The 20,617-nt window shown below is 70.0% G+C and carries 20 protein-coding genes; 19 read left to right on the plus strand and 1 reads right to left on the minus strand.

The genetic code is table 11. From position 1 onward, the window contains the following. Positions 1-25: 25 nt before the first annotated feature. The 11 genes from GH723_RS01025 to GH723_RS01075 are packed head-to-tail and all read left to right on the plus strand — an operon-like array spanning position 26 to position 14,091. Positions 26-1,237 (plus strand): NADH-quinone oxidoreductase subunit D, encoded by a 1,212-nt coding sequence (locus GH723_RS01025; RefSeq protein WP_407650255.1) that lies wholly within the window; start codon positions 26-28, stop codon positions 1,235-1,237. Beyond that, the gene (locus GH723_RS01030) at positions 1,237-1,869 is read left to right on the plus strand and encodes an NADH-quinone oxidoreductase subunit NuoE family protein (RefSeq protein ID WP_153757911.1); all 633 of its coding nucleotides are present in this window, start codon (positions 1,237-1,239) and stop codon (positions 1,867-1,869) included. Before GH723_RS01025 ends, GH723_RS01030 begins: the two co-directional genes overlap by 1 nt. Next, complete coding sequence (nuoF, locus tag GH723_RS01035; RefSeq protein ID WP_153757912.1) at positions 1,866-3,302, plus strand: NADH-quinone oxidoreductase subunit NuoF; 1,437 nt, start codon at positions 1,866-1,868, stop codon at positions 3,300-3,302. Before GH723_RS01030 ends, nuoF begins: the two co-directional genes overlap by 4 nt. After that, entirely contained in the window at positions 3,299-6,115 is a 2,817-nt protein-coding gene (nuoG, locus tag GH723_RS01040; protein ID WP_153757913.1) for an NADH-quinone oxidoreductase subunit NuoG, read from the plus strand. The genes nuoF and nuoG overlap by 4 nt, the downstream gene beginning before the upstream one ends. Beyond that, on the plus strand, positions 6,116-7,324 hold the full coding sequence (gene nuoH / locus GH723_RS01045) for an NADH-quinone oxidoreductase subunit NuoH (RefSeq protein WP_153757914.1): 1,209 nt from the start codon (positions 6,116-6,118) through the stop codon (positions 7,322-7,324). After that, positions 7,324-8,013 (plus strand): NADH-quinone oxidoreductase subunit NuoI, encoded by a 690-nt coding sequence (gene nuoI / locus GH723_RS01050; protein ID WP_153757915.1) that lies wholly within the window; start codon positions 7,324-7,326, stop codon positions 8,011-8,013. The genes nuoH and nuoI overlap by 1 nt, the downstream gene beginning before the upstream one ends. Further along, positions 8,013-8,570 carry an NADH-quinone oxidoreductase subunit J gene (locus tag GH723_RS01055; protein WP_153757916.1) on the plus strand — a complete coding sequence of 186 codons (558 nt, stop codon included), beginning with the start codon at positions 8,013-8,015 and terminating at the stop codon, positions 8,568-8,570. Before nuoI ends, GH723_RS01055 begins: the two co-directional genes overlap by 1 nt. Further along, positions 8,570-8,875, plus strand: a complete 306-nt coding sequence (gene nuoK, locus GH723_RS01060) for an NADH-quinone oxidoreductase subunit NuoK (RefSeq protein ID WP_195210450.1) — start codon at positions 8,570-8,572, stop codon at positions 8,873-8,875. Before GH723_RS01055 ends, nuoK (GH723_RS01060) begins: the two co-directional genes overlap by 1 nt. Positions 8,876-8,884: 9 nt before the next feature. Further along, positions 8,885-10,888: an NADH-quinone oxidoreductase subunit L gene (gene nuoL / locus GH723_RS01065; protein ID WP_153757917.1), complete on the plus strand. Its 2,004-nt coding sequence runs from the start codon at positions 8,885-8,887 to the stop codon at positions 10,886-10,888. Further along, positions 10,889-12,547, plus strand: coding sequence for an NADH-quinone oxidoreductase subunit M (locus tag GH723_RS01070; RefSeq protein WP_153757918.1), 1,659 nt, complete (start codon positions 10,889-10,891; stop codon positions 12,545-12,547). It abuts the gene before it with no gap. Positions 12,548-12,552: 5 nt separating this feature from the next. Beyond that, positions 12,553-14,091 (plus strand): NADH-quinone oxidoreductase subunit N, encoded by a 1,539-nt coding sequence (locus GH723_RS01075; RefSeq protein WP_229023238.1) that lies wholly within the window; start codon positions 12,553-12,555, stop codon positions 14,089-14,091. 101 nt (positions 14,092-14,192) lie between these two features. Here the strand turns inward: GH723_RS01075 and GH723_RS01080 are convergent, their stop codons facing one another. Then, a complete protein-coding gene (locus tag GH723_RS01080; protein WP_153757920.1) occupies positions 14,193-15,389 on the minus strand; it encodes a neocarzinostatin apoprotein domain-containing protein in 1,197 nt (398 codons plus the stop codon). Between the two features lie 156 nt (positions 15,390-15,545). Between GH723_RS01080 and GH723_RS01085 the strand changes: the two genes are divergently transcribed. The 8 genes from GH723_RS01085 to nuoK (GH723_RS01120) are packed head-to-tail and all read left to right on the plus strand — an operon-like array spanning position 15,546 to position 20,614. Continuing rightward, positions 15,546-15,911 carry an NADH-quinone oxidoreductase subunit A gene (locus GH723_RS01085; protein WP_153757921.1) on the plus strand — a complete coding sequence of 122 codons (366 nt, stop codon included), beginning with the start codon at positions 15,546-15,548 and terminating at the stop codon, positions 15,909-15,911. Then, positions 15,902-16,402: an NADH-quinone oxidoreductase subunit B gene (locus GH723_RS01090; RefSeq protein ID WP_153757922.1), complete on the plus strand. Its 501-nt coding sequence runs from the start codon at positions 15,902-15,904 to the stop codon at positions 16,400-16,402. The genes GH723_RS01085 and GH723_RS01090 overlap by 10 nt, the downstream gene beginning before the upstream one ends. After that, complete coding sequence (locus tag GH723_RS01095; RefSeq protein WP_153757923.1) at positions 16,380-17,093, plus strand: NADH-quinone oxidoreductase subunit C; 714 nt, start codon at positions 16,380-16,382, stop codon at positions 17,091-17,093. Before GH723_RS01090 ends, GH723_RS01095 begins: the two co-directional genes overlap by 23 nt. A gap of 40 nt (positions 17,094-17,133) precedes the next feature. Continuing rightward, positions 17,134-18,270 carry an NADH-quinone oxidoreductase subunit D gene (locus GH723_RS01100; protein WP_407650256.1) on the plus strand — a complete coding sequence of 379 codons (1,137 nt, stop codon included), beginning with the start codon at positions 17,134-17,136 and terminating at the stop codon, positions 18,268-18,270. Further along, on the plus strand, positions 18,267-19,304 hold the full coding sequence (locus GH723_RS01105; protein WP_153757925.1) for a complex I subunit 1/NuoH family protein: 1,038 nt from the start codon (positions 18,267-18,269) through the stop codon (positions 19,302-19,304). The genes GH723_RS01100 and GH723_RS01105 overlap by 4 nt, the downstream gene beginning before the upstream one ends. Beyond that, on the plus strand, positions 19,304-19,792 hold the full coding sequence (locus GH723_RS01110; protein WP_153757926.1) for a NuoI/complex I 23 kDa subunit family protein: 489 nt from the start codon (positions 19,304-19,306) through the stop codon (positions 19,790-19,792). The genes GH723_RS01105 and GH723_RS01110 overlap by 1 nt, the downstream gene beginning before the upstream one ends. After that, entirely contained in the window at positions 19,792-20,310 is a 519-nt protein-coding gene (locus GH723_RS01115; RefSeq protein WP_229022950.1) for an NADH-quinone oxidoreductase subunit J family protein, read from the plus strand. Before GH723_RS01110 ends, GH723_RS01115 begins: the two co-directional genes overlap by 1 nt. A 4-nt stretch (positions 20,311-20,314) precedes the next feature. Further along, positions 20,315-20,614, plus strand: a complete 300-nt coding sequence (gene nuoK, locus GH723_RS01120) for an NADH-quinone oxidoreductase subunit NuoK (protein WP_153757927.1) — start codon at positions 20,315-20,317, stop codon at positions 20,612-20,614. The last annotated feature ends 3 nt before the right edge of the window (positions 20,615-20,617 follow it).

The following is a 20,617-nucleotide window of genomic DNA, read 5'->3' on the forward strand; positions in this document are numbered from 1 at the left end:
GCGCGAGCGCGGCGCGGTCCTGCGCATGTCGGAGGCCGAGTCCCGTCGCTACCAGGACGAGGGCGGCGGCGACGACGACACCATGATCCTCAACATGGGCCCGCAGCACCCGTCGACCCACGGCGTGCTGCGCCTCATGGTCGAGCTCAAGGGCGAGCAGGTCCTGCGCACCAAGCCGGTGATCGGCTACCTCCACACCGGCATGGAGAAGACGGGCGAGGACCTCACCTACCTCCAGGGCCCCACCAACACCACGCGGATGGACTACGCGTCGCCGCTGTTCAACGAGCTGGTGTTCAGCCTCGCCACCGAGACGCTCCTCGGCGTCGAGATCCCGCCCCGGGCCACCTGGATCCGCATGCTCATGTGCGAGCTCAATCGGATCTCGTCGCACCTGCTGTTCATGGCCACCAACGGCATGGACCTCGGCGCTGTCTCGATGATGATCTACGGCTGGCGCGAGCGCGAGGAGGTCCTCCGCTTCTTCGAGAAGGTCACCGGCCTGCGGATGAACCACAACTACATCCGCCCCGGCGGTGTGGCTGCCGACCTGCCCGACGGCTGGCGTGACGACGTCCTCCGGCTGCTCGACATGCTCCCGGACCGGCTGGACGAGTACGACACCCTCCTCACCGGACAGCCGATCTGGCGCAACCGCCTCCAGGGCGTCGGCGTGCTCACCACCGAGGAGGCGCTGGCCCTCGGCACGACGGGTCCTCTGCTCCGCTCCACCGGCTACGCCTGGGACCTCCGCCACGACATGCCGTACCTCGCCTACGACGAGGTCGACTTCGACGTCATCGTCGGCACCTACGGCGACTGCTTCGACCGCTACGCGATCCGCCTCCAGGAGATCCGCGAGTCGCTGAAGATCGTCCGCCAGATCCTCGACAAGATGCCCGAGGGCGACTACCGGGTGCAGGACAAGAAGGTCACGCCGCCGCCCCGCGCCCGCATCGACCAGTCGATGGAGGCGCTCATCCACCACTTCAAGATCTTCACCGAGGGCTTCAAGGTGCCCGAGGGGGAGGCCTACGCCGCCGTCGAATCGCCCCGGGGCGAGCTCGGCTGCTACATCGTGTCGGATGGGTCCTCGAAGCCGATGCGCATGCACATCCGGGGGCCGTCGTTCGTGAACCTCCAGACCCTCCCGCACCTCATGCACGACCGCTTCATCGCCGACGCCGTCGCCATCATCTCCTCGGTCGACCCGATCCTCGGGGAGGTCGACCGCTAGTGGCCCGCCTGAACGAGGCGAACCTCGCGCTCGCCCGCGAGATCATCGCCCGCTACCCGCGCAAGAAGTCGGCGCTCATCCCGCTGCTCCACCTGGCCCAGGAGCAGGACGGCTACGTCACCGAGGACGCCATGGAGCACCTCGCCGAGCTGGTCGGCGTCACGCCGGCCCAGGTCCTCGGCACGGCCAGCTTCTACGAGATGTTCAAGTTCCACCCCGTCGGCCGCTACGTCGTGAACATCTGCGGCACGATGTCGTGCGCCCTGCTCGGCGCCGACGAGCTGATCGAGCGGGCCGAGGAGCGCCTCGGCGTGCGCGTCGGCGGCACCACCGAGGACGGTGCGATCACCCTCGAGCGGGCCGAGTGCCAGGCGGCGTGCACCGAGGCCCCGTGCCTCCAGGTGAACTACCGCCACCAGTACCGCGTCACCCCGGACGAGCTCGACACGTTGCTCGACGACCTGCGCTCCGGGTCGCTGACCGACGACATCCCCGACCACGGCACGCTCGGCCGGGTCCGCCAGAGGATCCCGGCCGACCGCTGGGTGCAGCCCGTCGCCCCCGAAGCGGTCACCGGCGCGCCGGCGTGGATGCCCGCCCCCGACACCGAGACCGACGAGGCGAGCCGATGACCGCCGGCGGCACCTACCCCTACGCGCCCGGCTACTACGACGACGGCGACCGCCCCCGCATCGTCACCGCGCGCTTCCCCCACGAGGACTCCTACACCCTCGAGCGCTACCACGCGACCGAGGGCTATGAGGGCCTGCGCAAGGCGCTCGACATGACCCCGGCCCAGGTCCACGACGAGGTCCGCGGCGCCACCGTGCTCGGCCGCGGCGGCGCCGGCTTCCCCGCCGGTGTCAAGTGGGGCCTCATGCCCGACGGCGTGTACCCGCGCTACCTCGTCGTCAACGGCGACGAGTCCGAGCCGGGCACCTACAAGGACCGCCTCCTGATGGAGCGCGACCCCCACCAGCTCATCGAGGGCTGCCTCATCGCGGCCTACGCGGTCGGGCTCTCGCAGGTGTTCCTCTACATCCGCGGCGAGATGCCGCTCGCCCACGAGCGGGTCGCCACCGCGCTCAACGAGGCCTACGCCGCCGGCTACATCGGCAAGAACATCCTCGGCACCGACTTCTCGGTCGACATCGTCCTGCACTGGGGTGCGGGCGCCTACGTCGTCGGCGAGGAGACCGCCCTCATCGAGAGCCTCGAGGGCAACCGCGGCGAGCCGCGGCTGAAGCCCCCGTACTTCCCGGCCGCCATCGGCCTCTACGGCAAGCCCACGATCGTCAACAACGTCGAGACGATCTCCAACCTGTCGTGGATCATGCGCAACGGCGCCGCCGAGTACGTGAAGATCGGCACCGAGACGTCGCCCGGCACCCGCATGGTCGCGGTGTCCGGCCACGTGAAGCGCCCCGGCGTGTTCGAGATCGTCAACGGCACGACCACCTTCCGGGACATCATCTACGGCGAGGAGTTCTGCGGCGGGATCCGCGGCGACCGCGAGCTGAAGGCGTTCGTCCCCGGCGGCGGCTCCGCTCCGTGGTTCCTGCCCGAGCAGCTCGACCTGCCGTTCGAATCCCGCCCGGTGGGCGCCGCCGGCTCGATGCTCGGTTCCGGCGCGGTGATGGTCATGGACGAGACCACCGACGTCCCCGCCGCCTCGCTCACCCTCGTCCGCTTCTACGCCCACGAGTCCTGCGGGCAGTGCACGCCCTGCCGTGAGGGCGCCACGTGGCTCGAGCGCATCCTCGACCGGGTCGTGAAGGGACACGGCACCCGCCGAGACCTCGACATGCTGTTCGAGGCCGGTCGCACGATCTGCCCCGACCCGTTCCCCCACGCGGCCTCGGAGCGCCTCGGGCTGGAGGCCCAGCCCTTCCCGTTCAAGATGACCACGATCTGCTTCGTCGGACCGTCGGCCTACACGGCCATCCACTCGGCGCTCACGCTCTTCCCCGACGAGTTCGAGGCCAAGGTCGCCGCCAACGGCGACGGGCCCGCGCCGATCCCGGTCACCGTCGGCACCGCCACCAGTGCCGGAGGTGGCGCATGAGCGACGTCCGCCCCGCCACCGACACCGTGCGCATCACGCTCAACGGCAAGGAGGTCGACGTCCGCAAGGACGAGCAGCTGATCGACGCCGCCGAGCGCCACGGGGTCTACATCCCCCGGTTCTGCTACCACCCGCGGATGACCGCGGTCGGCAAGTGCCGCCAGTGCATCGTCGAGGTCGACACCGGCCGCGGCATGGCGCTCCAGCCCTCGTGCATGCTCAAGGTCTCCGACGGCATGGTCGTCGACACCGACTCCGAGCTCTCGAAGCAGGTGCAGGAGGGCGTCCTCGAGCACCTGCTCATCAACCACCCGCTCGACTGCCCGGTCTGCGACAAGGGCGGCGAGTGCCCCCTCCAGGACCAGGCCTACTCGCACGGGCCCGGCGAGAGCCGGTTCGTCGAGGAGAAGCGCCACTTCGAGAAGCCGATCCCGATCAGCCCGATCGTCACCCTCGACCGCGAGCGCTGCATCCTCTGCGACCGCTGCACCCGCTTCGCCGACGAGGTCGCCGGCGACCCGCTCATCCACTTCATCGACCGGGGCAACGCGACCCAGGTCAACACCTTCCCCGACGACCCCTTCGCCTCGTACTTCTCGGGCAACACGGTCCAGATCTGCCCGGTCGGCGCGCTCACCGCGACGCCGTACCGCTTCAAGGCCCGTCCGTGGGACCTGGAGAAGGAGGAGTCGACCTGCCAGTCGTGCTCGGTCGGCTGCCGCATCACCGTGCAGACCTCGCGCAACCGCGTCCTGCGGTACGAGGGCGTCGACTCCGACCCGGTCAACTGGAGCTGGCTCTGCGACAAGGGCCGCTTCGGCTTCGAGAGCATCCACAGCGAGGACCGCATCGCCGCCCCGCTCCGCCGCGCCGCCGACGGCGAGCTCGCACCGGTCCGCTGGGCCGAGGCGCTCGACGCCGCGGCCGACGCCATCTCCTCCGCGATCGCCGGGTCCGGCCCCGAGAGCGTCGCCGTCCTCGGCGGCAGCCGCCTCACCAACGAGAGCGCCTACGCCTGGGCCAAGCTGGCCAAGGGCGTCATCGGCACCGACAACGTCGATGCGCAGCTCGGCGACGGCCTGCCCGCCGACCTCGTGCTCGGCCTGCCCCGCGCCACCATCGACCAGGCCTGCACGCCGGGCGGCACCATCGTGCTCCTCGGCCCGGACCCGAAGGAGACCCTGCCGGTCCTCTTCCTCCGGTTGCGCCACGCCGTCGTCCACGACGGGGCGCGGCTCGTCGAGATCACCCCGACCGCCACCGGGCTCTCGTCGCTCGCCGCGGCGTCGGTCCACCCCACGCCCGGCCACACCGCCGAGGTCGTGCGGGCCCTCCTCGACGGCGACACCGCGAAGGCCGTCGGCGGCGTCGAGCCCGACGCGCTCGTGTCGGCCGCCGAGCTGCTGCGCACCGACGGCCCGCTCACGATCGTCGTCGGCCGCGGCTCGCTCGCCGAGTCGGCCGACGTCACCGTCGAGGCCGCCGCCGTCCTCCACGACGCCTGCCCCGACGCCCGCTTCCTCCCCGGCCTGCGCCGCTCCAACGTCATGGGCGCGCTCGACATGGGGCTCGCCCCGGGCCTGCTGCCCGGACGCGTCCTGCTCGAGGACGGTCGCGACTGGATCCTCGACACCTGGGAGTCCGCGCCGTCGAGCGCCGGACTCGACGCCGCCGGCATCCTCACCGCCGCCGCCGAGGGTCGCATCGACACGCTCGTGCTGCTCGGGGCCGACCCCCTCGCCGACTTCCCCGACGCCGACCTCGCCGCCCGGGCCCTCGCCGGTGCCCGCACGGTCGTCGCGCTCGACCGCTTCGTCACCGACTCGGTCGCCAAGGCCGACGTCGTGCTGCCCGTCGCCGGCTTCGCCGAGACCGACGGCACCACCACCAACATCGAGGGCCGCGTCTCGGTCCTCGCCCAGCGGGTCACCCCGCCGGGATCCGCGCAGCCCGACTGGTCGATCGCGGTGAGCATCGCCCGCCGCCTCGGCGCCGACCTCGGCTTCGAGTCGCCCGAGGACATCTGGAACGAGGTCCTCCAGGTCTCGGGCGTGCACGCCGGGGTCAGCCTCGACGTCCTGCGGCGCCGGGCCAACGCCGACGGCGTGGTCGTGCCGCCCGCCCCCACCGAGGTCAGCATCGGCGGCGTGCGCACCTCCGAGGTCGACGAGGTCGAGGCCGCCAGCCCCGACGCCGACGCCTCCGCCCCGCCTGCGGACGGCAACATGCCGCCGTCGGACCCCGACGCCCCGGGCGACATCGCACCCGGCACCGACGAGGCGGCCGAGCCCATCGACACGACCACCGACGCGGCCGAGGGCGCCGAGCTGGGCGAGCAGGTCGCCGAGCAGGTCGAGGAGGCCGTCGCCGAGGGCGACGCCGGCGACCGCCCGGAGGCCGACGACCCGTCGTCGCCGGTCAGCCCCGGCCCCGCCCGGCCCGAGGCGCTGCGGTTCGTCGCCCCCGCGGCCACCGCCGTCCCCGGTCCCGTCGACGCCTACAGTCTCCGCCTCGTGACCGTCCGCACCCTCTACGACCGGGGCACCCAGCTCACGCACTCGCCGTCGCTCAACCACCTCGCCGCCGGACCCGCCGTGCGGCTCCACCCCGCCGACTTCGACAAGGTCGGCGTCGCAGCGGGCACCGAGGTGCGGGTGACGTCGCCCTCGGGCTCGGTCGTGCTGCCGGTGCACCCCGACGTGCGGGTGCCGCGCGGACGGGCGGCGGTCAACGCCAACCAGTCCAACGCCCGGGTCCACGAGCTGCTCGACGCCACTGCGGTGGCCACCGACGTCCGGGTCGAGGTGCTGTAGATGTTCGGCGACCCGCTCCTCGTCGGCGGCATCGGTCTCGAAGAGGTCCTCATCGTCCTCTTCAAGACCGTCGTCACCTTCGGCGTCATGCTCGGCGCCGTCATCTTGATGATCTGGTTCGAGCGCAAGCTCATCGCCGACCTCCAGAACCGCGTGGGCCCGAACCTCGCCGGCCCGTTCGGCATCCTCCAGACCCTCGCCGACGGCATCAAGCTCATCTTCAAGCAGGACCTCATCCCGTCGAAGGCCGACCGCATCATCTTCGCGGTGGCGCCGTTCCTCGCGATGGTGCCGGCGTTCCTGTCGTTCTCGATCGTGCCCCTCGGCGGTGACTTCCAGGACAAGGGCGGCGTCGTGTCGTGGTTCGGGCGCGACACCTACTTCCAGCTGGCCGACCCCCAGGTCGGCTTCCTGCTGCTGCTCGCCATGTCCTCGATCGGGGTCTACGGCATGATGCTCGCCGGCTGGTCGTCGGGGTCGAAGTACCCGCTGATCTCCGGCGTGCGGGCCACCGCCCAGGCGATCTCCTACGAGGCGGCCCTCGGCCTCTCGCTCGTCTCGGTGCTCATCGTCTCGGGCAGCCTGTCGACCCACGACATCGTCGCCTCGCAGGCGGGGGAGGGGTGGCTCGGCATCGTCCCGAGCTGGAACCTCGTCGTCACCGGCGTCGTCCCGTTCGTGATCTTCCTCATCGCCGCCACCGCTGAGCTCGCCCGCACGCCCTTCGACCTCGTCGAGGCCGAGCAGGAGCTCACCGGTGGCTACAACACCGAGTACAGCTCGATCCGCTTCGGGCACTTCTACCTGGCCGAGTACATGAACCTCATCACCATGTCCTCGATCATGGTGACCCTCTTCCTCGGCGGCCCGGCGGGCCCGATCTTCGGCCCGTCGTTCCTGCACCCGGTGCTGCCCACCGTGTGGTTCGTGCTGAAGGTGCTCGTGTTCCTGTTCGCCGCGGTGTGGACCCGCGCCACGCTGCCCCGGTTCCGCTACGACCAGCTGATGGACCTCGGGTGGAAGGTCCTCATCCCGCTCTCGCTCGGCTGGCTGCTGCTGCTCGCCACCATCCAGGTCGGCCGCGACCAGGACTGGAACCTGGCGATCGTCATCCTGATCTCCCTCGGTGTGCTGTTCCTCGGCACCGCGCTGCTCACCACGGCGATCAGCACCGCCCGCCGAGCCCGCGTCAGCGAGGAGGTGAGCTGATGGGAGTCCTCGACGGGTTCGCCGTCACCTTCGGGAAGCTCTTCAAGCGCACGTCGACCGGTGAGACGGTCACCGTCAACTACCCCGACGCCAAGCGCGAGAAGGCGCAGCGCCTCCACGGCCGCCACGTCCTCAACAAGTACGAGGACGGCATGGAGAAGTGCATCGGCTGCGAGCTGTGCGCCGGCGTGTGCCCGGCCCGCTGCATCTACGTGCGCGGCGCCGACAACCCCGTCGACGACCCGGTCTCGCCCGGAGAGCGCTACGGCTACGTCTACGAGATCAACTACCTCCGGTGCATCCACTGCGACCTGTGCGTCGAGGCCTGCCCCACCGAGGCGATCACCGAGACGAAGCTCTTCGAGTTCTCGTTCACCAACCGGGCCGACGCCATCTACACCAAGGACGAGCTCCTGGTCGACGACCAGGGCATGCCCCGCCACCTCCCCTGGGAGGACTGGCGCCCGGGCGAGGAGGAGCACTCCTCGGCGTGGGTGCGCGCCACGTCCCCCAACGGCGACGCCGACTACGTCGGTGAGGTCAGCTGGTCGGGCGAGCTCGGCTTCGGCGTCCGCCGACCCGAGCGGGGCCAGCGGGGCGAGGCCGAGGACCGCGCCGCCGCCGAGGCCGCGGCCCAGGCCGCTGCCGCCGACCACCACGACGACCACGGCCACGGGGGCCACCACTGATGGTCGAGCTCATCGTCTTCGCCATCGCCGGCGTCGTCGTCCTCGGCGGCGCCCTCGGGGTGATCCTCACGCCCAACACCACCCGCGCCGCGCTCAGCCTCGTCGCCACGCTGTTCGGCATCGCGGTCCTGTTCATCGCCCAGGACGCGCACTTCCTGGCGGCGGTGCAGGTGATCGTCTACGCCGGCGCCATCGTCGTGCTCTTCCTGTTCGTGATGATGCTGCTCGGCGTCGACCGCGACGAGGACCTGCGGATCGAGCCCCTCCGTGGGCAGCGCTGGGCGGCCATCGCCGGCGGCGCGGCCTTCCTCGCCGTCGTGCTCGTCGCCCTCCTCGCCGGGGAGCGGACGCTCACCGGCCAGCGGGGGTCGCTCCTGTTCGACCAGGGCCTCGATCCCAACATCGTGCTCATCGGGCGCGACCTGTTCACCAACCACGTCCTCGCCTTCGAGGCCACCGCACTGCTGCTCACCATCGCGGTGGTCGGCGCCGTGGTCCTCGTGCGCAAGGTGAGCAACGAGAGCACCCGTCCGACCGACGAGGAGGTGTCGTCCTGATGGAGGTGACCGGCACCTGGTACCTCGTCCTGTCCGCGCTGCTCTTCACGATCGGCGGCGTCGGGCTGCTCGTCCGCCGCAACCCGCTCGTGATGTTCATGTGCGTCGAGCTCATGCTCAACGCCGTGAACCTCACGTTCGTGACCTTCTCCCGGATGCTCGGCGACATCGGCGGTCAGACCGTCGTGTTCTTCGTGCTCGTCGTCGCCGCCGTCGAGGTGGTGGTCGGGCTCGCCATCATCGTGGCCATCATGCGCCGCCGGCCGGGGGCCACCGCCGACGACATCGCGCTCCTCAAAGGCTGACCCCCGACCATGCTCGACCTCGTCTGGCTCATCCCTGCCCTCCCGCTCGCCGGCTTCCTCACCCTCGTGGTGGCGGGCCGGCGCCTCGGCGAGCCCCTCGCCGGGTGGCTCGCCACCGCGGCGATGGGCGGCTCGTTCCTCGCCACCGTGGTGGTGTTCGTCGGCCTCGTCGACCGACCCGGCGCCGACCGCTTCTTCACCCAGACGCTCTTCGAGTGGGTGCCGGCGGGCAACCTCAGCGTCGACGCCGGGTTCCTCGTCGACCCGCTGTCGATCACGATGGCGCTCTTCGTCACCGGCGTCGCCACCCTGATCCACCTGTACTCGATCGGGTACATGCACGGGGACCCGAACTTCTCGAAGTTCTTCCTCTACCTGAACCTGTTCGCCGCGTCGATGCTCGTGCTCGTCCTCGGCGACAACATGCTCATGACCTTCCTCGGCTGGGAGGGCGTGGGCACCTGTTCGTACCTGCTCATCTCGTTCTGGTTCACGAGCGAGGAGAACGCCACCGCCGGCAAGAAGGCCTTCGTCACCAACCGCATCGGTGACTGGGGCTTCATGGTCGCGATGTTCCTGGCCTTCGCCACGATCGGCTCGCTCTCCTACGCCGACCTCATCTCGGCGTCGGTCACCGGGTCGCTCGCCGCCGTCACCGCCACGGGGATCGCCCTGCTGCTCTTCGTCGGCGCCACCGGCAAGTCGGCGCAGCTGCCCCTGTTCGTCTGGCTCCCCGACGCCATGGCCGGTCCCACCCCCGTGTCGGCGCTCATCCACGCGGCCACGATGGTCACCGCCGGCGTCTACCTCTTCTTCCGGGTCAGCCCGGTGGTCGCCGCCTCCTACGACTGGGTGCCCACCGTCATCTCCTGGGTCGGCGTGCTCACGGCGCTCGTGGCGGCCACGATCGCCATCTCGCAGAACGACATCAAGAAGGTGCTGGCCTACTCGACCGTCAGCCAGCTCGGCTTCATGTTCTTCGCCATCGGGTCGGGCGCCTACGTCGCGGCGCTCTTCCACGTCATCACCCACGCCTTCTTCAAGGCACTGCTGTTCCTCGGGTCCGGCTCGGTCATCCACGGCATGCACGAGGAGCAGGACATGCGCCGGATGGGCGGGCTCTACCGCTACATGCCGATCACCGCCGGCACCTTCATCGTCGGCTGGCTCGCCATCGCCGGCGTCCCGCCGTTCTCCGGCTTCTGGTCGAAGGACGAGATCCTCCTCTACGCCTGGGCCGACTCGAAGGCCATCTGGGCCATCGGCTCCCTCGCCGCCCTGCTCACCGCCTTCTACATGACCCGCCAGGTGATCATGGTCTTCTTCGGCGAGCCCCGCTGGCACGAGCCGCTCGAGCCCGCGGCGGCCGCTGCGCCGGGCGGCCACGAGGACGCCGAGGTCGAGCCGGAGTCCGAGGACGCCCCGGCGGAGGACGTGGCCGAGCACGTCGAGCGCCACCTGCCCGACGACTTCCGGCCCCACGAGTCGCCGTGGACGATGACCCTGCCGCTCGTGGTCCTCGCCACCGCGGCGCTGCTCGGCGGTGGGCTCAACCTGCCCTTCACCCCGGACCTCCACTTCCTCGACCGCTGGCTCGAGCCGTCGCTGTTCGGGAGCGCCGCCCACCCGGACTTCTCCACCGGCGAGAAGGTCTTCATCGCCATCTTCTCGATCGGTCTCACCCTGGTCGGCCTCGCGCTCGCCTTCGTCGTCTACGTGCAACGGCGCGTCGACCACAGGGCGATCGAGCAGGACGCCTTCGCCCAGGGGTGGTGGATCGACTCCACCTACGCCCGCCTCGTCGACGGCCCCGGCCGCAAGCTGTTCGAGGCCGCGGCGTGGTTCGACCGCACGATCATCGACGGTGCCGTCAACGGCGTCGCCACCGGCGTCCGCGCCGGCGGCACGGCGCTGCGCACCGTCCAGACCGGATTCGTCCGCACCTACGCGCTCGCCATCGGACTCGGCGCCGTGCTGGTCGCTGTCTGGTTCCTGACGAGGGCGAGCTTCTAGATGACCTCCACCGTGACCTCTCTCGCCACCTTCGCGGCAGCGCAGCCCTTCCCGCTGCTCACCGCGCTCGTGGTCCTCCCGGCGTTCGGCGCGCTGCTCGTGGCCGTGCTGCCCCGCCGGCGTCCGGAGTCGATCCGGATGACGGCGCTGCTCACCACGATGGCCACCGGTGCGGTCGCCGTCTACGTGCTGGCCGCCTTCGACACCGCCGACGCGGGCTTCCAGTTCGTCTCCCGCCAGAGCTGGATCTCCGACTTCGGCATCTCGTGGGCGCTCGGCGTGGACGGCATCTCGCTGTTCCTCGTCGTGCTCACCGCGGTGATCTTCCCGATCGCCCTGCTGGCGTCGTCACCGGGCCACGACCCGAAGCCGTACTACGCCTGGATCCTGCTGCTCGAGGCCGGGTCGATGGGTGTGTTCCTCGCCCTCGACCTGTTCATGTTCTTCGTCTTCTTCGAGATCGTGCTCGTCCCGATGTACTTCCTCATCGGGAGCTGGGGTCACGGAAACCGCGTCTACGCGGCGATGAAGTTCTTCCTCTACACGATGTTCGGCTCGGCGTTCATGCTCGTGGCCATCCTCGCCACCGTGCTGCTGAACGCCCAGGGCAACGGCAGCGCCGTCACCTTCGACATCGTCGAGATCGCCACCAACCCGGCCATCGCCCAGAACACGGCGCGCTGGCTGTTCCTCGCCTTCGCCATCGCGTTCGCGGTGAAGGTCCCGATCTTCCCGGTGCACACGTGGCTCCCCGACGCCCACACCGAGGCGCCCACCGCGGGCTCGGTGATCCTCGCCGCGGTGATGCTGAAGCTCGGCACCTACGGCTTCATCCGCTTCGGCCTCTTCCTCTTCCCCGAGGCCGCGGTGTTCTTCGCCCCGCTCTTCCTCACCCTCGGCGTGGCCGGCATCATCTACGGCGCCGCCGTCGCCGCGATGCAGAAGGACCTCAAGCGGCTCGTCGCCTACTCCTCGGTCGCCCACATGGGCTTCATCGTGCTCGGCATCTTCGCCCTGAACGCCGAGGGCCTCGAGGGCGGCATCCTCCAGATGGTCAACCACGGCATCTCCACCGGCGCGCTGTTCATCCTCGTCGGCTGGATCTACGAGCGTCGCCACACCCGCCAGATCGCCGAGCTCCGCGGCCTCCAGAAGGCGGCCCCGGTGTTCGCGGCCGTGTTCACCGTCGTGATGCTGTCCTCGATCGGCGTGCCCGGCCTGAACGGCTTCGTCGGCGAGTTCCTCACGCTCATCGGCGCCTTCGCCTCCGCCCGGTGGTGGGCGGTCGTGGCCGCCGCCGGCGTCATCCTCGCCGCCATCTACCTGCTCTGGGCCTACCAGCGGGTGTTCCACGGCACCCCCGACGAGGCCAACGCGGACTTCCGCGAGCTGCGGTGGACCGAGGGCCTCGTGATGGTCCCGCTGCTCGGCCTCATCGTGTTCATGGGCGTCTACCCGAAGCCCGTGCTCGAGCGCATGGAGCCGGCCGTCGACGCCCTCGTCGCCCACATCGAGCGCGAGGTCCCCGACTTCACGTCCACCAGCGGACCCGAGGCCACCGAGGACGTCGAGCTGTCCGACGTCCACGGTGAGGACCACGCGGAGGAGGCCGACCACGCCGAGGACGGCTCGGCCGACGACGAGGAGGTGCACGAGTGATCGCCATGCTCCTCGCCCAGGTCGGTGACGTCACGCCACTCGCCACTCCCGAGGTGCAGTGGTCGGCCCTCGTGCCGCTGCTCATCCTCGGCGCCGGCGGCGTGCTGCTGCTCACCATCAGCTCGCTCGTGAAGGGCATGTCGGCCCCCGGCGTCAACGCCGCGGCCACCGTGCTCGTCGGCCTCGCCACCATCGTCGCCTGCGTGCCGGTGTGGCAGCGGGTCCAGGACCCCGAACGGGGTCCGCTCACCGCGGTGGGCGGCGCCATCGGGATCGACGGGTTCTCGGTGCTCGCCACCGGGCTCATCGCCGTGTCCGTGATCCTCGCCGCGCTGCTCCTCGACGACTACATGCGCCGCGAGGAGATGGACGGGGTCGAGATGTACGCCCTGCTGCTGCTCTCCGCCGCCGGCGGGGCGCTGATGGCGTCGGCCAACGACCTCATCGTCATGTTCATCGGGCTCGAGGCCCTCTCGATCGCCATCTACGTCATGGCCGCGATGCACCGCCGCCGCGTCGATTCCCAGGAGGCGGGCTTCAAGTACTTCATCGTCGGCGCCTTCTCCTCGGCGTTCTTCCTGTACGGCATCGCGATGGTCTACGGCGCCACCGGCACCACCAACCTGGTCGAGATGGCGTCGTTCCTCGCCGGTTCGGTGCTGCTCCAGAACGCCGTCCTCCTCCTCGGCATGGCGCTGCTGCTCGTCGGCTTCGCCTTCAAGATCTCCGCCGTGCCGTTCCAGGGCTGGACGCCGGACGTCTACCAGGGCGCGCCGACGCCGGTCACCGCGTTCATGGCCTCGGCGGTGAAGGTGGCGGCCTTCGGCGGGCTGATCCGGGTCTTCCACCTGGCCCTGTCGACCGAGGCCGTCGACTGGCAGCCGATCGTCTACGCCATCGCCATCCTCACGATGGTCGTCGGCGCCGCGCTCGCCGTCGTCCAGACCGACATCAAGCGGATGCTCGCCTACTCGTCGATCAACCACGCCGGCTTCGTGCTCGTCGCGGTGCAGGCCGACACGCCCCAGGGCATCCAGGCGGCGCTGTTCTACCTGGCCTCCTACGTGTTCCTCGTGGCCGGCAGCTTCGGCGTCGTGAGCCTGGTCAGCGGCAACGGCGACGCCCGCACGTCGCTCGACGACATCCGCGGCCTCGCCCGCAGCCGCCCCGGGCTGGCGCTCGCGCTCACGGTGTTCCTGCTCGCCCAGGCCGGGGTGCCGCTGACGTCGGGCTTCTTCGCCAAGTTCTACGTGATCGCCGCGGCGGTCGACGCCCGCTCCTACTGGCTGGCGCTCGCCGCCATGGTCGCCTCGGTGATCGCCGCGGTGCTGTACCTCCGCATCGTCGTCGCCATGTACCTGTCGGGCGGCGACCACGACGGCGAGGAGCCGGTCGAGGGCCCGCGGGTCTCGATCCCGCTGCCGGCGGGCACCGCCATCGGCATCGCCATCGTCGCCACCATCGCCATCGGCATCCTGCCCGGCTACCTCATCGAGGTCGCCCGCGACGCCGTGCCCGTCCTCGTGGCCGTGCCCCTGCCGTAGCGCCGGCGAGAGCATCTGCCGACGGCCACCGGATCGGTCCGAGGTTCGTCGAACCCGGCCGCGCGAGGACCGGCTCCCTCGGCGTCAGGGACGCCGGCGGATCAGTCGCCGGGGACCGTGGTGGTCGGCATCACCGTCGTCTCCGTCGTCACGCCCTCGTCCGGGCCGATGGTCGTGGTCTCGGTGCTCATGGTCGTGTCGGTGACGTGGGGTGGGACGGCGGTCGACGGCGGGGACGACGCGTCGGCGACCTCGTGCAGCAGCACCGGGAACGAGCGGCCGTTCGTGTCGCCGTCGCGGACGACGACCTCGCAGAAGCTGGTGAGCGACCGGCAGTCGACGACGCCGTCGGCCCCCGCGATGCTGGCCGGCGCGGGGAGGGAGAACGTCGCCGTGCCGTCGGGCCCGGCGACCACCTCGGTGCCGCCCGGTGACGCACACGCCGGCTCTCCGCCCACGGCGCAGAACGTGTAGGCCTCGGCACCGGAGGCGCACGCCGACACGTAGGTGGGATGCCCCCACTGGTCGACCTCGCCGCCCTCGCCCTGGCCGCAGACGTCGACCCACCAGGACGAGCCCGGCGCGGCGTTCTCGACGGTGACGGTGAGCGTGTCGCCGACCGACACCGGGCCCTGCGGGTCCATGTGGATCGACAGCGGCGGCGTGCCCGGGACGTCGGGGTCGAAGTGGACGCCGATGGTGCCCGACTGGTCGTAGTCGTCGATCGCGCCGACCGCGACGACGCAGGTGTGGGTGGAGCCCTCGGGCGGCGCCTGGGCGCAGTCGTGCACGCCGTTGGCGAGGGTGACGTAGCGGCGCACCGGGTGCTCGGCGCTGAAGTTGCCCTGGGCGTCCGACGTCACGGCGGTGTACGGCGAGATCTGGCAGTTGTCGACCCCACCGATCGACGACGGCCCGAGCGGCGTGCACATCACGATGCCGAGGTTGCGGCTCGGAGGGAAGCCCGAGCCGCTGACCGTCACCGTCTGGCCGTCGACGAGCCCCTGGGCGGGTGTCGCCTGGACCGGCAGGCGCAGGGAGTCGAGGCCGTCGCGGGGCCCGCCGACGGCCGTGGCCCCGTCGAGCTCGAACGCCAGGTCCTCGGTCAGGTCGTCATCGGTGCCCGGGTCGTCGGCGCCGGGGTCCTGTGCGGCGACGACGACGCCGATGAGCAGCACGAGCGCGGCGAAGATCGCCGTCGGCGCCCAGCGGGGGAGCCCTCGCCCCGGTTCCGCCGGCTGGAGCTCCACCACCGCCTCGGGGGCACCTCCACGCCCGTCGTCCGCCGCTCCGCCCATCGCCGCTCTCCCTCTTCGGGTGTGTCGCCTGCCACGGTACCGCGGGAGCCCGTTCCTGCCCAGGGTGCGGCGCCGCGGCCCCCGATCGAGTGGTACGAATGGCCTCCGACCGGCGTGTTTGGCCCATCGTGAGCGCCTTCACTAGGCTCCCTCGCCGTGTCGGAATTCCTCCGGAACTACCTCACCGTCGCCATCTTCGGCGGTGTCGCCGTCCTCCTGGTCGGCGGCATCCTCTCGATCGGTCGCATCCTGCGTCCCTCCCGGCCGCAGCCGCAGAAGTACACGACCTACGAGAGCGGTGTGGACCCGGTCGAGGGCGGCTGGTCCCAGAGCCAGGTCCGCTACTACATCTTCGCCCTGCTGTTCGTGATGTTCGACGTCGAGGCCGTCTTCATCTTCCCGTGGGCGACCCGCCTCGAGGTCTACGACATGTTCGGCCTGGTCGAGATGGCGATCTTCATCTTCATCCTCGCCCTCGGCCTCCTCTACGCCTGGCGCAAGAAGGTGCTCCGATGGGTCTAGTCGAGAGCGGCAAGCTGCCGAAGCCGCTCACGTCGCTGCTTAACCTCAGCCGCAAGTACTCCATCTGGGCCTACCAGTGGGGTCTCGCGTGCTGCGCCATCGAGATGGGTGCGGCGCTCGCCTCGCCGCGGTACGACGTGATGCGCCTCGGCGTCATCCCGTTCCCCGCCAGCCCCCGCCAGGCCGACCTCGTCATCATCTCGGGCACGGTCACCGACAAGATGGCGCCGGCCGTGCTGCGCCTCTACGAGCAGATGCCCGACCCGAAGTACGTCATCTCCATGGGCTCCTGCGCCAACTGCGGCGGCCCCTACTGGGACTCGTACTCGGTCACCAAGGGCGTCGACCAGATCATCCCCGTGGACGTCTACGTCCCGGGCTGCCCGCCGCGGCCCGAGGCGCTGCTCGAGGGCATCGTGCTGCTCCAGGAGCGCATCCAGAACGAGGACATGGCGGCACGTTGGAAGGGTGAGCCCATTGTCGTCGCCTGACGCCCCCGTCGACGAGGCGGAGGCCACCGAGGAGGAGACCGTCGAGACCGACGAGCGGCGCGAGTCGCTGCTCGCCGAGGTCACCGAGGCCCTCGGGGCCGACCACGTCGTCGCCAGCCACATCGCCCCGGGCCAGGACCTCTGGATCCGCGTCGCCACCCCCGCGTGGGCCGACCTCGCCCGCATCCTCCGCGACCTCGGCTTCAGCTACTTCACGTTCCTCTCGGCCATCGACTGGATGCCCTCGCCCTTCGGCCGGGGCATGGACGCCGAGGTCGACAAGGTGCTCGAGGGCGCGCTGCCGAAGGAGCCGGGCGAGATCGAGCACGGCGTCACCGGCGGCACCGGCCGCTTCGAGGTGTTCGCCCGCGTCTACTCGATCGACCGCACGATCGGCCTCACGCTCAAGACCGACGTCCCCGAGGACACGATGACCGTCGAGACCTGGACGGGCACCTACGCCGGGGCCGACTGGCACGAGCGCGAGGCGTGGGAGATGTTCGGCATCACCTTCGAGGGCCACCCGCGCCTGCGCCACATCTACCTCCCGAGCGACTTCGAGGGGAACCCGCTGCGCAAGGACTTCCCGCTGCTCGCCCGCCACGTCAAGCCGTGGCCGGGCATCGTCGACGTCGAGCCCATGCCGGGCGAGGACGACGAGGCGGCGGCCGACGGCGGGGAAGGGGAGTGATCCGATGACCGCGATCTCCGAACGGCGCCAGCTGGCCTACATGGCCGCCCAGGCCGCCGACGCCCGGGTCAACGTCGAGCTCGAGACCGAGGGCATGACCCTCAACATGGGCCCGCAGCACCCGGCCACCCACGGCACGCTCCGCATCGTCGCCAAGCTCGACGGCGAGCAGGTCGTCTCCGCCGATCCGATCATGGGCTACATGCACCGGGGCTACGAGAAGCTCACCGAGGTGCGCACGTACCCGCAGGTCACGACGCTGGTGAACCGCATCGACTGGCTCGGCAGCTTCGCCAACGAGGTCCCGTTCATCCTCGCCGCCGAGCGGCTGATGGAGGTCGAGGCCCCGCCCCGCGCCCAGTGGATCCGCACGATCTTCTTCGAGCTGTCCCGCATCGCCAACATCACCCTGTTCATGGGCGACATGGCGCTCCAGCTCGGCGCCCAGACGCCGGCGTTCTACGCCTTCCGCGACCGCGAGTTCGTCCTCAACCAGATCGAGGCGGCCACCGGTGGGCGGTTCCACCCCAACTTCGACCGCATCGGCGGCCTGAAGGACGATCTGCCGAAGGGCTGGATCGAGGAGACCCGCGGCGCCATGGTCAAGGTGCGCGAGTTCTGCGACATCATGGAGGACCTCGTCACCGGGAACGAGATCTTCGAGGCCCGCACCCGCGGCGTCGGGGTCATCCCCGCCGACGTCGCCCAGTCCTACGGCCTCTCCGGCGCCAACCTGCGCGCCTCGGGCATCGACTGGGACCTCCGCCGGGACGAGCCGGTCGGCCTGGCCTGGAACGAGGTCGACTGGAAGGTCTGGACCCACCCCGACGGCGACTCGTTCGCCCGGTTCTGGGTCCGCCTCCAGGAGACCCGCGAGGCCACCCGCATCATCGACCAGCTGCTCGACGGCCTGCCGTCGGGGCCGATCATGGCCAAGGTCCCCCGCATCATCAAGGTGCCGGCGGGCGAGGCGTGGATCTCGACGGAGAACCCGCTCGGCGAGATGGGGTACTACATCGTCTCGAAGGGCGACCTCACGCCGTACCGCGTGAAGATCCGCTCGGCGTCGTTCAACAACGTGTCGATCGTCCCGTGGGTGCTGCGGGGCGTCTACGTGCCCGACATCATCACGATCCTCGCCAGCCTCTACTTCATCCTCGGAGACATCGACCGGTGACCGACCTCGTGCTCGGCATCGAGCTCGCCTACTGGCAAGAGACCCTCATCAAGGTCGGCGTCGTCGCCGCGCTCGTGCCCACCTCGGCGCTGATCCTCGGCTACGTCTTCCTCCTGAAGATGATGAGCTTCATGCAGAGCCGCCTGGGCCCGATGGAGTCCGGCCCCTACGGCCTGCTCCAGCTCGTCGGTGACGGCGTGAAGTTCCTCCAGAAGGAGGACATCTTCCCGGCCAAGGCCGACAAGTGGGTGTTCGCCTTCGCCCCGTTCGTCGTCGTCATCTCGACGCTGCTCATCTTCGTGTTCGTGCCCGTCGGGCCCGACCTCGTCGGCTCGCCCGTCGACACCGGCGTGTTCGCCGCCCTGGCGGTGTCGTCGATCTCGGTCATCGGCATCCTGATGGCCGGCTGGTCCTCGGCCAACAAGTACTCGCTGATGGGTGGCCTCCGTGCCGCCGGCCAGCTCATCGCCTACGAGCTGCCCCTGGTCCTCGCCGTCGTCGGCGTGGTCATCCAGGCCGAGACCCTCAGCCTCCAGGGCATCATCGGCGCCCAGGCCGAGGGCGAGATCTTCGGCATCGGCGCCATCGGCAACCCGTTCATCATCACCCAGTTCGTCGGGTTCGTGATCTTCATGATCGCCATCCAGGCCGAGCTCACCCAGACCCCGTTCGACATGCCGGTCGCCGAGTCCGAGATCGTGGGCGGCTACCAGGTGGAGTACACCGGCTTCCGGTTCCTCACCTTCTTCATCGGCGAGTTCGGCACCGCCTTCGTCTTCGCCGGCCTCGCCTCGGTGCTCTTCCTCGGCGGCTGGTGGGTGCCCGGCTTCGACCTCGACTCGAACGCCCTCAACGTCGTCGGGCCGCTGGTGATGTTCGCCAAGATCATGTTCGTCTCGTTCCTGATCTTCTGGTTCCGCTTCACCTACCCCCGCATGCGTGAGGACCAGCTGCAGTCGTTCGCCTGGAAGGTGCTCATCCCCGTGTCCCTCGTGAACATCGTCGCCACAGGCGTGCTGAAGGTGGTGTTCTGATGCCCCAGCTCCCCGGCCTGGTGAAGGGCCTCGGCGTCACGTTCAAGACGATGCTGCAGCCCAACGTCACCGTGCAGTACCCCCGCGAGAAGGAGGCGCCGCCCACCAGGGCCCGCGGCGTCATCGCGCTCAAGGAGGAGAACTGCACCGTCTGCATGCTCTGCGCACGCGAGTGCCCGGACTGGTGCATCTACATCGAGGGCCACAAGTACCTCGCCCCTCCCCGGCGTGAGGGTGGCAAGCCCCGCCAGAAGAACGCCCTCGACCGATTCGACATCGACTACGCGCTCTGCATGTACTGCGGGATCTGCGTCGAGGTCTGCCCATTCGAGGCGCTCTTCTGGAGCCCCGAGTTCGAGTACTCCGAGCCCCGGATCGCCGATCTGCTCCACGACAAGACGATGCTCGGCCACTGGATGACCACCGTCCCCGACTTCGAGCCCTACGAGTCCGGCTCGGAGGCCAAGGTGAAGAAGGTGCCGCGCTAGTGGACACCGTGTGGGGCGACAACGTCGCCCAGAACATCGCCTTCTACGTCATCGCCGCGATCATGGTGGTCGGCGCCCTCAAGGTCGTCACCACCAAGAACGTGGTGCATGCCGCGCTCTACCTCGTCGCCGTGCTCACCGGCATGGCCGGGCAGTTCATCCTGCTCGGCGCGGAGTTCATCGCCATCACCCAGATGCTGGTGTACGTCGGGGCGATCGTCGTCCTCTTCCTCTTCGGCATCATGCTGACCCGGGCCCAGCTCGGGAAGGACCCCGACGTCGACGGCACCACGGTGCAGAAGACGAGCGGCGTCCTCGTCGCCCTCGTCCTCCTCGTCGTGATGGGCTACGCCATCTACGACCGCTTCGAGGGCGTCGAGCTCGCCGAGGAGCGGGTCCAGCCCACGGCGATGGTCGCCGACTCCATCTTCTCCACCTACATCGTCCCGTTCGAGGCCATCTCGGTGCTGCTCCTCGCAGCGCTGATCGGCGCGATCGTGCTGGCGAGGAGGGACTGACGCCGTGCTGCTGACGAACTTCCTGATGCTGTCGTCGATCCTGTTCTGCATCGGCGTCTACGGCGTCCTCGCCCGCAAGAACGCGGTCATGGTCCTCATGTCGATCGAGCTGATCCTCAACGCCGTCAACATCAACCTGGTGGCGTTCGGCGTGATCAACGGCTCGATCTCCGGCCACGTGTTCGCGCTGTTCATCGTGGCCGTCGCCGCGGCCGAGGTCGGCGTCGGCCTGGCCCTGGTGCTGCTCATCTACCGCAACCGATCGAGCATCGACCTCGACGAGCTCGATCTGATGAAGGGCTGACGC

The sequence above is a fragment of the Actinomarinicola tropica genome (genome assembly GCF_009650215.1).
In the GTDB taxonomy this organism is placed as follows: Bacteria; Actinomycetota; Acidimicrobiia; order Acidimicrobiales; family SKKL01; genus Actinomarinicola; species Actinomarinicola tropica.

Excerpts from the sequence above, each read along its gene's own strand:
- nuoK (WP_195210450.1), top strand. The coding sequence starts at position 8,570 with ATGGAGGTGACCGGCACCTGGTACCTCGTCCTGTCCGCGCTGCTCTTC.
- GH723_RS01100 (WP_407650256.1), top strand. The coding sequence starts at position 17,134 with ATGGCCGCCCAGGCCGCCGACGCCCGGGTCAACGTCGAGCTCGAGACC.
- nuoF (WP_153757912.1), top strand. The coding sequence starts at position 1,866 with ATGACCGCCGGCGGCACCTACCCCTACGCGCCCGGCTACTACGACGAC.
- GH723_RS01110 (WP_153757926.1), top strand. The coding sequence starts at position 19,304 with ATGCCCCAGCTCCCCGGCCTGGTGAAGGGCCTCGGCGTCACGTTCAAG.
- nuoI (WP_153757915.1), top strand. The coding sequence starts at position 7,324 with ATGGGAGTCCTCGACGGGTTCGCCGTCACCTTCGGGAAGCTCTTCAAG.
- GH723_RS01090 (WP_153757922.1), top strand. The coding sequence starts at position 15,902 with ATGGGTCTAGTCGAGAGCGGCAAGCTGCCGAAGCCGCTCACGTCGCTG.
- GH723_RS01070 (WP_153757918.1), top strand. The coding sequence starts at position 10,889 with ATGACCTCCACCGTGACCTCTCTCGCCACCTTCGCGGCAGCGCAGCCC.
- nuoL (WP_153757917.1), top strand. The coding sequence starts at position 8,885 with ATGCTCGACCTCGTCTGGCTCATCCCTGCCCTCCCGCTCGCCGGCTTC.
- GH723_RS01075 (WP_229023238.1), top strand. The coding sequence starts at position 12,553 with ATGCTCCTCGCCCAGGTCGGTGACGTCACGCCACTCGCCACTCCCGAG.
- GH723_RS01080 (WP_153757920.1), bottom strand. The coding sequence starts at position 15,389 with ATGGGCGGAGCGGCGGACGACGGGCGTGGAGGTGCCCCCGAGGCGGTG.
- GH723_RS01025 (WP_407650255.1), top strand. The coding sequence starts at position 26 with ATGTCGGAGGCCGAGTCCCGTCGCTACCAGGACGAGGGCGGCGGCGAC.
- nuoG (WP_153757913.1), top strand. The coding sequence starts at position 3,299 with ATGAGCGACGTCCGCCCCGCCACCGACACCGTGCGCATCACGCTCAAC.
- nuoH (WP_153757914.1), top strand. The coding sequence starts at position 6,116 with ATGTTCGGCGACCCGCTCCTCGTCGGCGGCATCGGTCTCGAAGAGGTC.
- GH723_RS01055 (WP_153757916.1), top strand. The coding sequence starts at position 8,013 with ATGGTCGAGCTCATCGTCTTCGCCATCGCCGGCGTCGTCGTCCTCGGC.